Source organism: Paraburkholderia phosphatilytica, from assembly GCF_003443895.1.
GTDB lineage: Bacteria > Pseudomonadota > Gammaproteobacteria > Burkholderiales > Burkholderiaceae > Paraburkholderia > Paraburkholderia phosphatilytica.
Genome location: NZ_QQOA01000004.1, coordinates 24,891 through 37,315, shown reverse-complemented (window position 1 = coordinate 37,315; position 12,425 = coordinate 24,891). Strand labels below are relative to the sequence as shown.

The following is a 12,425-nucleotide window of genomic DNA, read 5'->3' as shown; positions in this document are numbered from 1 at the left end:
CGCGCGGCGCCGGGTTCGCCGAGTGAGGGACCAGAGCGACACGTGGCAGCTGATGTACGTGATAGTGCGCCCTGGCCGAAGCCGACACGCTGGTGGTAGCCGTTCCGATCGGTTCGCGGCCACCGGTGGCCACAGAACGTGCCGGCGTGGCGAACTTCCTGCATTCCGACGGCACCGGTGCTTCGACTGCGTCCGTCGATTTTGTCGGCGCGGTCGGGACCGCCGGCGTGCGATCGATGTCGGCGCGGCTGAAAGCGGTCACGTCGGCTCAGGTTGCCGGCGTTTGCGGTGCCTTTGGCGGTTCCGCAGCGGTCTTCGCCGAATTGCTGCCGGACGGCAAAGAGGATTGGGCCGGTGCCGCATCTGGCTGAGCTTCGGGCGATGCCGGCTTCCGAGCGGGTTCGACTGCATGGATCGCGGCGACTCGGGCCGAAACCGGCGGTCCGACGAATGATGTCGCGGCGATCGAGACCGGCGATTGTGCCGCGAGGGACTCGCTCGCAGTGGCAGGTGCCGCGGCGACGGCGAGCGAGCTGGCGGGCTGTGCCTCGGCTGCTCCCGGCATCGTGGTTGCTGCCGGAACCGACGCCTCGGTGCTTTCGACGGCAACCGGCGCATCGGCGACCTCATCGAGGTGACCCGACACGAAATCGTGACACTGCTACGTCTTGCTTCGCCGGGCTTCGTCGATCGCCGTGCGGACCGCCTGGCTCGCCTGCGGGATCAGGACGTCCGGAGAGAACGTCACGTCCTGCGGCGCATGCGAGGTTGCCAGCCATGCGAGCACGGTCGACGCGCTGATCGCGATCGCGCCGCCCGTCATCATCCGCTTCGCGTATTCCCCTGACGTTTCATGCCGGGCGAGCGCTTCCGCGCGCGACGCCACGGGCCCGACCGGCTGCGCCTTTGCCGCGCCGGCGCTGGCCACGGACTTCACGGCGCCGACGCCGGCCTTCGCCACGTCGGCGGCCACACGCGGCAGCCAGCGGCACATCGACAGCATCGCGTCGTCGGAGAGACAGAAGGTGCGCAAGAGCGCCGCGTACAGCGCCTTCAGATCGTCGCGCGGGCAGAAGCCCGGCGGCAGCAGACGCCATTCGCCGCCAAAGGAAGCGGGCAATGCCGCGAGCGGCCGCGAACGCGGCACGGAGAGCGAACCTTCAATGTTGATCAACGCAAAAGTCGACATGGTTGCCTGGCACTCGTCTGAGGATACTGAGGGCGTGGATCAGTGAGTAACGCAATACAGGCACGCCGAACGTGGACGCGGCGGCCTTGCGAGGCAAACGCGCCGTGCGGAACGATTTATGGGATGACTGTCGATGATGACGGCTGGCCGTCCGGCGGAGGATCGGAAGTATCCGAAAACTGCCGGACGATCGATCGCGGCAGGGCGCCGCGGCCGCCGGTTACCTCAGCGGATAGACGTAGCGCAGCGCGGTGATGTCGATGCCGCCCAGCTGGTCCTGCTCGGCCCCGGCGAAGGCCCAGCCTTGCCGTTCGTAGAAGGCGATCGCGGGCGCGTTGCCTTCGAGCACGAACAGATAGATCTGCGCCTCGCCCTGGCTGCGCGCCCAGTCCTGCGCAGCGCGCATCAGCAGCTTGCCGCAGCCGATGCCCTGGAAGCCCGGCAGCGCGTGCAGATTGTCGAGCAGCACGCCCCACTTCGATTCCGGCTGCAGTTCCGCGCAGACGAAGCCGGCCGCGTCGCCGTGCAGTTCGGCGATCAGCACGAGCCGCCGCTCCTCGCCGGGCGCACGCATGCGCGCTTCCCACCAGGCCGCGCGTTCGTCGATGACGCGATCGAGAAAGTCGTCCGGCAGCAGCCCGCGATAGGTCGCCCGCCAACTGGTGGCGTGGATCGACGCGATGAGCGGCGCGTCCGCGTGGGTCGCGGGACGTAGCGTGAGCGTGGCGGGGGAGGTCATCGTGCGGCGAGCGGTTCGGGTTGGCGTGTAACAGCGGAGCGAGTGTGCCGCGAGCGGATAGTCTACCTCCGCGGTGTCGCACACCGGCGAGCGGGCCGGAAATTCATCTGCGAGGCGCGCGGATGCGCTCGTGCGGACTCCGGCAGCGACGGCCCGCACGCGGGCGCACCGCCAATCTCGGCACGAAAGTTCGAATGCGGAGCGGCTTCGGTAGCAGTAATATTCGCAGAAGTACCGGTACGGGGAACGCGTCGAGATGACGCGAGCAGGAAACCGCCCGTTCACGGTCCCCCCGCCGCCGCGCGCAACCGTCCATTCGAGAGCGCCATGTCTACAGCGTCCACCGTTTCCGCTTCTTCCAGCGAGTCCAAAGTCCGCACCGTGTTTCGCGTGGTCAGCGGCAACTTCCTGGAAATGTACGACTTCATGGTCTACGGCTACTATGCGTCCGCGATCGCCAAGACCTACTTCCCGGGCGGCAGCGAATTCGCGTCGCTGATGCTGTCGCTGTCCGTGTTCGGCGCAGGCTTCCTGATGCGGCCGCTCGGCGCGATCGTGCTGGGTGCGTATATCGACCACCACGGCCGGCGCAAAGGCCTGATCCTCACGCTGTTCCTGATGGCGCTCGGCACGCTGACGGTCGCGGCCATCCCCGGCTACGCGACGATCGGCGCGCTCGCGCCGGCGCTCGTGCTGCTCGGGCGTCTGCTGCAGGGTTTTTCGGCGGGCGTGGAGCTGGGCGGCGTGTCGGTGTACCTCTCCGAGATCGCGACGAAGGGCAACAAGGGCTTCTACTGCTCGTGGCAGTCGGGCAGCCAGCAGGTGGCCGTGGTGTTCGCCGCGCTGATCGGCGTGTTCCTGAACCGCCTGCTGCCCGCCGATCAGATGACCGCATGGGGCTGGCGCGTGCCGTTCCTGATCGGCTGTCTGATCGTACCGTTCCTGTTCCTGATCCGCCGTTCGCTGCAAGAGACCGACTAGTTCCTCGCGAAGAAACACCGCCCGACGATGGGCGAGATCATGAATTCGATGCTCGAGAACTGGGGCATCGTGATTGCTGGCATGGGCATGGTGATCATGACGACGGTGTCGTTCTACATGATCACGGCGTACACGCCGACCTTCGGCAAGGAAGTGCTGAAGCTCTCTGCGATCGATACGCTCGTCGTGACCGTATGCATCGGCATCTCGAACCTGGTCTGGCTGCCGCTGTCGGGTGCGCTGTCGGATCGGATCGGCCGTCGCCCGGTGCTGCTCGTCTTCACGATCCTGACGATTCTCACGTCCTATCCGTCGGTGCAGTGGCTCGTCGCCGATCCGTCGTTCGGCCGGCTGCTGATGGTGGAGCTGTGGCTGTCGTTCCTGTACGGCTGCTACAACGGCGGCATGGTCGTCGCGCTGACCGAAGTGATGCCCGCCGATGTCCGCACGGCCGGCTTCTCGCTCGCCTACAGTCTCGCGACGACGATCGGCGGCTTCACGCCGGCCATCTCGACCTACCTGATCCACTCGACGGGCAACAAGGCGGCGCCCGGCCTGTGGATGGGCGTGGCCGCCGTGTGCGGGCTGATCGCGACGCTGGTGCTGTACCGCATGCCGGAAGCGCGCAACCAGTACCGCACCGCCTGACGAAAAGCGACAGGAAAAACCGCAGAAAAAGCGTGAAGGTCAGCCGCGCGCGATCTCCCGCGCGACCTCGTCGACCACATCCTTCCAGACACCCGGCTGCCGTTGCCGCACGAGCCGAGCGGCCGGGTACCACGGGCAGTCGCTGCCCTCCGCGAACCACCGCCAGTCGGCCGAGTACGGCAGCATGATCCACAGCGGCCGCCGCAGCGCGCCGGCCAGGTGCGCGATCGACGTATCGATCGACACCACCGCGTCGAGCCGTTCGGCGATCGCCGCCGTATCCGCGAAGTTCTCGATGCGATCGTCGACGCGATGAATGCGCGATGCGTGCGGATGGGCGTCCAGCACCGCGCGCTCTGCATCGCTGAGATCCGGCTGCAGCACGATCCAGTCGATACCCGGCAGCGCGAACAGCGGATCGAGCGCGGCGAGCTGATCCAGTGCGATCGTGCGGTTCTCGCTGCGCTGGATGCGTCCCGACCACGCGATACCGATCTTGCGTTTCGACTGTCCGCCGAGCGAACCGCGCCATTTGCGACGATAGGCGGCCGGCGCGGCGAGGTAGGGCGTGCGCGCGGGAATCGTATCGACGGTCATACCCAGCACGAGCGGCAGGCTCAACAGCGGGCACTGCACATCGGGCGCCTGGCGGCCGGCGTTCGGCACGTCGCCGGTCGCCACGAGCGTCACGCGCCATTGCCCGGCCGCGGGCTCCAGCAGCGGCAGCAGCGCAGGCTGCACTTCGAGCATGATGCGCGGCGGCGCGGATTGCGTGGCCTGCGCGTCCTGCGCCGCGCGTTCGAAGACGAGCGGGATGAAACGCGCGAAATTCAGCGTATCGCCGAGGCCCTGTTCTGCGTGAATCAGCAGCGTGCGGCCTTCGAGCGCCTCGCCGTGCCAGCGGGGCAGTGCGTGCACCGCACGACGCTGCACGGTTTCGAGACGCCACTCGTACTCGGGCAGACCCTTCGCGAAGTTGCCGAGCGTGAGCCACACCATCGCGCGGTTCAGATGCGCGGGGCCGAGATCGGGGCGCAGACGCAGTGCCTGCTCGAACGCGCGCAACGCGGCTTCGTAGCTGAGCAGTGCGTGCTGCGAGATGCCGAGGCTCAGCCACGCCAGCGCGAACTTCGGATCGAGCCCGATCGCGCGCTCGAAATAGCGCACGGCTTCGTCGTGCCGGTGCAGCGCGGCGAGCGCGTTGCCCAGGCCGAACAGCGCGGGCGAAAGCTGCGGCTGCAGCACGATCGCGGCTTCGAACAGGCCGACGGCTTCGGCGTTGCGGCCGGTGGCGGCGAGCGTGTTCGCGAGATTGAACTGCGCCGCGACGAAGCGCGGTTCCGCGGCGAGCGCCTCGCGGAAATGCACGATCGCGTCTTCCGAGCGGTCGAGCGCGTTGAGCGCCATGCCGAGATTGTTGTGCGCGCCGGCATGTCCCGGGCGCAGCTGCAGTGCGCGCTCGAATGCTTCGACCGCGGCTTCGTGCTGGCCGGTCGCGTGCAGTGCGTTGCCGAGGTTGTTGTGCGACGACGCGTCCTGCGGCTGCAGATCGACCGAGCGGCGAAACGCATCGACCGCGTCTTCGTGGCGGCCGGCGGCGGCGTACGCGTTGCCGAGGTTGTAGTGCGCCATCGGAAACGTCGGCGCGAGCGTGAGCGCGTTGCGAAAGCGTTCGATCGCACCGTCGAGCTGGCCGAGCGCCTTCAGCGCGTTGCCGAGATTCAGTTGCAGCGCGGCGTCGTTGGGGCGCAGGTCGACCGCGCGCCGCACGAGGTCGGCGGCTTCCGCGTGCTGACCCTGCTGATGGCGCAATACGCCCAGCAGATGCAGCGCATCGACGTGACCTGGGTCGACCTCGAGCGTCGCGCGATAGTCGCGCTCTGCGTCGTCGAGCCGGCCGTCGCGATGAGCCGTCCACGCGCGGACAAAAACGGGATGCATGACTGACTTGAAGGCTGGGAAAGCCGAAAAACTGGAGGCCGCATTTTCCCACACTCGCGGGCCCGCTTTTCAAAGTTGACAGGTTCGGGATTTGTTTTTAACATGTGAACACTTATTCATATGTTGTTGCCTGCATCTGGATGCCGCCCATGGCCACACCGCTGCCCGTTCACGCCGAGCTGCCCGTCATCGAGGCAGACACGCTTTCCACCGACGAACGCGTCGTGTCGCTCGCCGATCTGTTTCGCCTGCTCGGCGACCCGACGCGCCTGCGGATCGTGCTCGCGTGCGCGGGCGAGCGTCGCGCGGTCGGTGCGATTGCCGGCGCGCTCGGGCTGTCGCAGTCGCTCGTCAGCCATCATCTGCGGCTGCTGCGCGCGGCGCGGATCGTGAAAGCAGAGCGCCGGGGCAAGCAGGTCTACTACACCGCCGCGGACCAGCACATCAGCTGCATGCTCGCCGATCTGCTGGAGCACGTCGACGAACCGGTCGCGGAACTCCACTCCGTTCAGGACGCAGAATGAAATTCACGCCTGTCAATTCCGCGCGCGACGACGCGCTCCATCCGGCTGGTCAAGGTCACGCTTGCGATCATCAGCACGATGGTCATGGCGAGCATGACCACGCCGCGCATGCCGGTCACGATCACGGCGAGCACGACCACCACGGCCACGCGCGGGAAGGCCACGCGCACAAGGGCCACGCACACAGCCACGGCCATCATCACGGGCATGGCCACAGTCACCATCACGCACCCGTCGCCGGCCACGGCCGCGCGTTCGCGATCGCCGTCGGGCTGAACGTGACGATCGTCGTCGTGCAGGCAATCTATGGCGTCCTCGCGAACTCCACCGCGCTGCTCGCGGACGCAGGCCACAACCTGTCCGACGTGCTCGGTCTGCTGCTCGCGTGGGGCGCGACCTGGCTCGCCACGCGCCGTCCGTCGGCGCGCTACACGTTCGGGCTCGGCAGCTCGTCGATACTCGCGAGCCTCGCGAATGCCGCGCTGCTGCTGTTCGCGTGCGGCGTGATCGTCGCGGAAGCGGTGGGCCGGCTGCTGCACCCGTCGCCCGTCGCCGGGCTCGACGTGTTCGTCGTCGCGGCGGTCGGCATGATCGTGAACGGCCTCTCGGCGTGGCTCTTCATGCGCGGGCAGGAAGACCTGAACATCCGCGGCGCGTTCCTGCACATGGTCGGCGACGCGGCGATCTCCGGCGCGGTCGCGGTGAGCGGTGTCGTGATCTTCTTCACGAACTGGACGTGGCTCGACCCCGTGATGAGTATCGCGGTCGTGCTCGTGGTGCTGTACGGCACGTGGGGCCTGCTGCGCGATTCCATGCGCCTTGCGCTCGATGCGGTGCCGCCGGGCGTCGATCTGCAACGCATTCGCGGTTTCCTTGCCGAGCAGCCCGGCGTCACGGACGTGCACGACCTCCACGTTTGGGCGCTGTCGACCACCGGCAACGCGCTGACCGCGCATCTCGTGATGCCGGCCGGCCATCCCGGCGACCAGACGGTGGACCGGATCGTGGCGGCGCTGCGCGAGCGCTTCGACATGCATCATGCAACCTTGCAGGTGGACCTCGGCACCACCGAGCATCGCTGCGCGCTCGATCGTCAGCCGGGCGCGGCCGGGCACTGAACGCGTTTTCTTCTGACCGGAGCAGCGCAGGCGGCCGCGTCCACACGTATCCGTTGATGCACCGCATCGTTCACGCGCGGCCCGACGAGCGGAGCGAGCGGCGTACACTAGTCGGCACGACGTCACACGGAGGCTTGCATGTCCGCTGCTACGTACGATGCCGCACCGGTGCTGATCGTCGGCGCCGGCCCAACGGGACTCGCCGCAGCGATGAGTCTTGCGCGCGCACATATCCCCGTGCGCCTGATCGACAAGGCGCGTGAACCCGCGCCGCATTCACGCGCGATCGGCATTCAGGCGCGCACGCTCGAACTGTTCGAACAGCACCGGATCGTCGAGCCGTTTCTCCAACGCGGACATCGCGCCCGTGCCGCGAATCTTCACTCCAGCGGCCAGCGGATCGCGCGCCTCGATTTCGACCCGCTGCAAACCCGCTACCCGTACCTGCTGTTCCTCGATCAATCCGTCACCGAGCGTCTGTTGACCGAGCATCTTTCGTCGCTCGGCGTCGAAGTGGAACGCGGTGTCGAGCTGACCGATTTCTTCCAGGGTGTGGATGGTCTCGAAGCGACGCTGCAGCATGCCGATGGCCGCGTCGAAACGCTGCAGCCGTCATGGCTGATCGGCGCGGACGGCGCGCACAGCACGGTGCGTCACCGGCTCGGCCTGAGCTTCGCGGGCAAGACCTTCTCGCAGACGTTCCTGCTGGCCGACCTTGCGCTCGACGTCGACTGGCCCGACGACGAGCTGAACATGTTCGCGTCCGGCGAAGGCCTCGCGGCGCTGTTTCCGATGGGCGGCGGCATCTACCGGCTGATCGCCGACCAGCACGCGAACGTGGTCGCGCTCGTGCAGTCCCATCTCGCGGCGCAAGGCGCGCTCGTCAGGACGTCGTCATCGGCAACGTCGTCCAGCGCGAACCCGATGTCCGACGAACCGATCGCCGCGAGCGACGACGCCGTCGCGAAAGGCGCCGCCACCGCCGCGGCCGATGCGCCGACGCTCGAGCAATGCCGCGAGCTCGTCGCGCGCCGCATCCATCATCCGATGCGTCTTACGTCGCTCGTGTGGTCCGCGTACTTTCATCTGAACAGCCGCATGGTCGAACAGCTGCGCACGCGGCGCGTGTTTCTCGCGGGCGACGCGGGCCACGTGCACAGTCCCGCCGGCGCGCAGGGCATGAATACGGGCATTCAGGAAGCGTTCAATCTCGGCTGGAAGCTCGCGCGCGTGATGAAGGGCGAGGCGCCGGAGCGGCTGCTCGACACCTACCACGCGGAACGTCATCCGATCGAACGCGACGTGCTGCGGCAGACTGCGTTCGTCACGCACATGGCCGAGGCCGAGCGCGGTCCGCTGAAGCTGCTGCGCGAGAAGGTGATGCCGCTGCTCGCGCAGTTCGGACCGTTGCGCGACGCTGCGCGCACGAGGGTGAGCGAGCTGTCGATCCAGTACAGGCGCAGTCCGCTGACGCTCGAGCGTGTGCTCGACGGCGGTCCGCGCGCGGGCGAACGCGCGCCCGATGCGCTGGTGCACGTCGTCGATGGGCCGCTCGGCCGCGCGCCGGGTGTCGGCTGCGTGTTCGACCTGCACGATCCCGCGTACTTCTCGCTGTTCCTGCTCGTCGAAGCGGATGGCGAACTGGAAGCGTCGCCCGAGCATCCGATTCCGCCGGCGGTGAGCAACGGCGCGAATGGCGCTGCGAACGGCAGTGCGTCGCGCGAGGCAGAACTGACGCGCTTCGTCGCCGCGGTGGAGCGCGCGCTGCCCGGCGCGGTGCGCGTGTGGCGCATCACCGATGCGGGCGGCGATCACACGACGTCGCTCGCCGATACCTACGGGCGTACGCGGCCGGCGTTCTATCTCGTGCGTCCGGATGGCTACATCTGCGCGCGCGGCCGTACCGCGTCCGATCTGACTGGACTGCTGCGGCACTGCGAGTCTTGGTTCTCGAAGGGAATGCTGACGGAGGAAACGTCGGCGAGGGTGTGACGCGTGCCGTGATCCGCAACGGCGTGGGGTGACGAAGAAACAGCGCCGGGCAGCCCGCAATGGCGCTGCCCGGATTGCGACGTCAAGTTCGATCAGCTCGCAGCCGGCATCAACTCTTCACGATGCTTGATCAGCGTCTCGCGGACGATGTCGGACATCCGCGACGTATCCACCGTCGAACCGTCGTCGAGCGCTTCGAGAATCGCGCGGCGCATCCGCGGTTCCCAGAAGCGCCGGATATGGCTCGCGATATCGCCGATCGCTTCCTCGTGGTCGGGCAGCGACGTGAAGAAGTCGCCGATCTGGTTGGCCATCGTGATCAGGTTCTGTTCATCCATAGCGGCCTGGCCTCACTTGCCCGTCGACGCGTTCGTCAGTTCGCGCTGCTGCATCAGGTCGAGCTGCTGCTGGTTGAAGCGCGAGTACTTCTGCTGCCATTCCGACGGCTGCTCGACCGGCATCACCTGCACCGCGGTGACCTTGTACTCCGGACAGTTGGTTGCCCAGTCGGAACTGTCGGTCGTGATCACGTTCGCGCCGGATTCGGGGAAGTGGAACGTCGTGTAGACGACGCCCGGCTGCATCCGCGTGCTGACCTTCGCGCGCAGCACGGTGTTGCCCGCGCGCGATTCGATGCCGACCCAGTCGTCCGTCTTGATGCCGCGATCTTCCGCGTCGTGCGGGTGGATCTCGAGACGGTCCTCTTCGTGCCAGCGCGAGTTTTCGGTGCGGCGCGTCTGCGCGCCCACGTTGTACTGCGACAGGATGCGGCCCGTCGTCAGCAGCAGAGGGAACTTGCGCGTGACCTTTTCCGGCGATGCGAAGAACTTCGTGATCACGAACTTCCCCTTGCCGCGCACGAACGCGTCGACGTGCATCGTCGGCGTGCCTTCCGGTGCTTCCTCATTGCACGGCCACTGGATGCTGCCGAGCTTGTCGATCTTCTCGAACGACACGCCATGGAAGGTCGGCGTGAGCCGCGCGATCTCGTCCATGATCTGCGACGGATGCGTGTAGTTCATTTCGTAGCCGAGCGCGCGCGACAGCAGGATGGTCGCTTCCCAGTCCGCGTAACCCGCGATCGGCGGCATCACTTTGCGCACGCGCGAGATGCGGCGCTCGGCGTTCGTGAAGGTGCCGTCCTTTTCGAGGAACGACGAACCCGGCAGCAGCACGTGCGCGAACTTCGCGGTCTCGTTCAGGAAGATGTCCTGCACGACGATGCATTCCATCGCGGACAGCGCGTGCGACACGTGCTGCGTGTCCGGATCCGACTGCACGATGTCTTCGCCCTGGCAGTAGAGGCCCATGAACGTGCCGTGCGCCGCCGCATCGAACATGTTCGGAATGCGCAGGCCGGGTTCCGGCTGCAGCGTGACGCCCCATTCCTGTTCGAACAGCGTGCGCGTGGTCGCGTCGCTGATGTGGCGGTAGCCCGGCAGTTCGTGCGGGAACGAGCCCATGTCGCACGAGCCCTGCACGTTGTTCTGGCCGCGCAGCGGATTCACGCCGACGCCTTCGCGGCCTACGTTGCCCGTCGCCATCGCGAGATTCGCGATGCCCATCACCGCCGTCGAGCCTTGCGCGTGTTCCGTGACGCCGAGGCCGTAGTAGATCGCGGCGTTGCCGCCCGTCGCGTACAGGCGGGCGGCGGCGCGCACGTCGGCGGCCGGCACGCCGGTGGTGGCTTCCATCGACTCGGGCGAGTTCTCTTCCAGCGCGACGAAATCGCGCCACTGGCCGAACGCACGGTCCTCGCAGCGCTCGGCGATGAACTGCTCGGCGAGCAGCCCTTCGGTGACGATCACGTGTGCGATCGCGTTGAGCATCGCGACGTTGGTGCCCGGGCGCAGCGGCAGATGATGCACGGCTTTCACGTGCGGCGTATCGACGATATCGATGCGGCGCGGATCGACGACGATCAGCTTCGCGCCTTCACGAACGCGGCGCTTCAGGCGCGAGCCGAACACCGGGTGGCCATCGGTCGGATTCGCGCCGACCACCATGATCACGTCGGCCTTGTCGACCGATGCGAACGTCTGCGTGCCTGCCGATTCACCGAGCGTCGTCTTCAAGCCGTAGCCGGTCGGCGAGTGGCAGACGCGCGCGCAGGTGTCGACGTTGTTGTTGCCGAACGCGGCGCGCACGAGCTTCTGCACGAGATAGGTTTCCTCGTTCGTGCAGCGCGACGACGTGATGCCGCCGATCGAATCGCGCCCGTACTTCGCCTGGATGCGGCGGAACTCCGACGCCGCGTAATTGATCGCTTCTTCCCAGCTGACTTCGCGCCACGGATCGGTGATCTTCGCGCGGATCATCGGCTTCTTGATGCGGTCCTTGTGCGTCGCGTAGCCCCACGCGAAGCGGCCCTTCACGCACGCATGGCCTTCGTTCGCTTCGCCGTTCTTGTTCGGCACCATGCGCACGACCTGATTGCCCTTCATCTCGGCCTTGAACGAGCAGCCGACGCCGCAGTACGCGCAGGTCGTGGTGATCGAGTGCTCGGGCTGGCCCAGCATTACGACGGTCTTTTCCTGCAGCGTCGCGGTCGGGCACGCGGCGACGCAGGCGCCGCACGACACGCACTCCGAGTCCATGAACGACTCGTTCGCACCGGCTGCGACGCGCGATTCGAAACCGCGGCCCGCGATCGTCAGCGCGAAGGTGCCCTGGGTTTCCTCGCACGCACGCACGCAGCGATTGCAGACGATGCACTTCGACGGATCGTACGTGAAGTACGGATTCGACTCGTCCTTCTTGTCCTTCAGGTGATTCTCGCCGTCGAAGCCATAGCGCACTTCGCGCAGGCCCGTCACGCCGGCCATGTCCTGCAGTTCGCAGTCGCCGTTCGCGGGGCAGGTCAGGCAGTCGAGCGGGTGATCGGAGATGTACAGCTCCATCACGTTGCGGCGCAGGTCCTGCAGACGGTCGGTCTGCGTGCGCACCTTCATGCCGGCTTCGACCGGCGTCGTGCACGACGCGGGATAGCCGCGGCGGCCTTCGATCTCGACGAGACACAGGCGGCACGAGCCGAACGGTTCGAGCGAATCGGTCGCGCAGAGCTTCGGCACCATCACGCCGGCTTCGGCGGCGGCGCGCATCACCGACGTGCCGGCCGGCACCGTAATGTTCTGGCCGTCGATCTCGAGCGTGACGTCGGTGTCGGCGTGGCGGAACGGCGTGCCGTAGTCGGTTTCGTCGTACGGGGAACGGGCTTTCGATTTGCAGCTGCAGTTGCCTGAACCGCAACCACCGGCGTTAGGAATGAGCGCGTCGGACATGTTGGGCTCCAT

At 67.1% G+C, this 12,425-nt stretch carries 9 protein-coding genes and 1 pseudogene; 5 read left to right on the top strand and 5 right to left on the bottom strand.

All coding sequences use genetic code 11. From position 1 onward, the window contains the following. Positions 1 to 146 precede the first annotated feature (146 nt). On the top strand, positions 147 to 371 hold the full coding sequence (locus DVS29_RS05430) for a hypothetical protein (RefSeq protein ID WP_124800600.1): 225 nt from the start codon (positions 147 to 149) through the stop codon (positions 369 to 371). Between the two features lie 290 nt (positions 372 to 661). On the opposite strand, the gene DVS29_RS05425 is transcribed toward DVS29_RS05430, so the two are convergent. Beyond that, complete coding sequence (locus tag DVS29_RS05425) at positions 662 to 1,189, bottom strand: hypothetical protein (protein WP_118179413.1); 528 nt, start codon at positions 1,187 to 1,189, stop codon at positions 662 to 664. Between the two features lie 220 nt (positions 1,190 to 1,409). Continuing rightward, the gene (locus DVS29_RS05420) at positions 1,410 to 1,928 is read right to left on the bottom strand and encodes a GNAT family N-acetyltransferase (protein ID WP_118179412.1); all 519 of its coding nucleotides are present in this window, start codon (positions 1,926 to 1,928) and stop codon (positions 1,410 to 1,412) included. Positions 1,929 to 2,255: 327 nt separating this feature from the next. Here DVS29_RS05420 and tcuC point away from each other — a divergent pair. After that, a pseudogene (tcuC, locus tag DVS29_RS05415) lies at positions 2,256 to 3,557 on the top strand (tricarballylate/proton symporter TcuC). 39 nt (positions 3,558 to 3,596) lie between these two features. Here the strand turns inward: tcuC and DVS29_RS05410 are convergent. Next, a complete protein-coding gene (locus tag DVS29_RS05410) occupies positions 3,597 to 5,498 on the bottom strand; it encodes a tetratricopeptide repeat protein (RefSeq protein ID WP_118179411.1) in 1,902 nt (633 codons plus the stop codon). A gap of 149 nt (positions 5,499 to 5,647) precedes the next feature. Here DVS29_RS05410 and DVS29_RS05405 point away from each other — a divergent pair, with 149 nt between their 5' ends. From DVS29_RS05405 to DVS29_RS05395, 3 genes are all read left to right on the top strand, one after another. Beyond that, complete coding sequence (locus DVS29_RS05405; RefSeq protein ID WP_118179410.1) at positions 5,648 to 6,022, top strand: ArsR/SmtB family transcription factor; 375 nt, start codon at positions 5,648 to 5,650, stop codon at positions 6,020 to 6,022. Beyond that, positions 6,019 to 7,140 (top strand): cation diffusion facilitator family transporter, encoded by a 1,122-nt coding sequence (locus DVS29_RS05400; RefSeq protein ID WP_118179409.1) that lies wholly within the window; start codon positions 6,019 to 6,021, stop codon positions 7,138 to 7,140. Before DVS29_RS05405 ends, DVS29_RS05400 begins: the two co-directional genes overlap by 4 nt. Before the next feature lie 138 nt (positions 7,141 to 7,278). Further along, positions 7,279 to 9,132: an FAD-dependent monooxygenase gene (locus DVS29_RS05395; RefSeq protein ID WP_118179408.1), complete on the top strand. Its 1,854-nt coding sequence runs from the start codon at positions 7,279 to 7,281 to the stop codon at positions 9,130 to 9,132. Between the two features lie 92 nt (positions 9,133 to 9,224). Here DVS29_RS05395 and DVS29_RS05390 read toward each other — a convergent pair whose 3' ends face one another. Then, a complete protein-coding gene (locus tag DVS29_RS05390) occupies positions 9,225 to 9,470 on the bottom strand; it encodes a formate dehydrogenase subunit delta (protein ID WP_118179407.1) in 246 nt (81 codons plus the stop codon). A gap of 12 nt (positions 9,471 to 9,482) precedes the next feature. Then, positions 9,483 to 12,413, bottom strand: a complete 2,931-nt coding sequence (gene fdhF / locus DVS29_RS05385; protein ID WP_118179669.1) for a formate dehydrogenase subunit alpha — start codon at positions 12,411 to 12,413, stop codon at positions 9,483 to 9,485. Positions 12,414 to 12,425 lie beyond the last annotated feature (12 nt).

Coding starts and splice junctions, on each gene's coding strand:
- fdhF (WP_118179669.1), bottom strand. CDS start 12,413: ATGTCCGACGCGCTCATTCCTAACGCCGGTGGTTGCGGTTCAGGCAAC.
- DVS29_RS05410 (WP_118179411.1), bottom strand. CDS start 5,498: ATGCATCCCGTTTTTGTCCGCGCGTGGACGGCTCATCGCGACGGCCGG.
- DVS29_RS05395 (WP_118179408.1), top strand. CDS start 7,279: ATGTCCGCTGCTACGTACGATGCCGCACCGGTGCTGATCGTCGGCGCC.
- DVS29_RS05425 (WP_118179413.1), bottom strand. CDS start 1,189: ATGTCGACTTTTGCGTTGATCAACATTGAAGGTTCGCTCTCCGTGCCG.
- DVS29_RS05405 (WP_118179410.1), top strand. CDS start 5,648: ATGGCCACACCGCTGCCCGTTCACGCCGAGCTGCCCGTCATCGAGGCA.
- DVS29_RS05390 (WP_118179407.1), bottom strand. CDS start 9,470: ATGGATGAACAGAACCTGATCACGATGGCCAACCAGATCGGCGACTTC.
- DVS29_RS05400 (WP_118179409.1), top strand. CDS start 6,019: ATGAAATTCACGCCTGTCAATTCCGCGCGCGACGACGCGCTCCATCCG.
- DVS29_RS05420 (WP_118179412.1), bottom strand. CDS start 1,928: ATGACCTCCCCCGCCACGCTCACGCTACGTCCCGCGACCCACGCGGAC.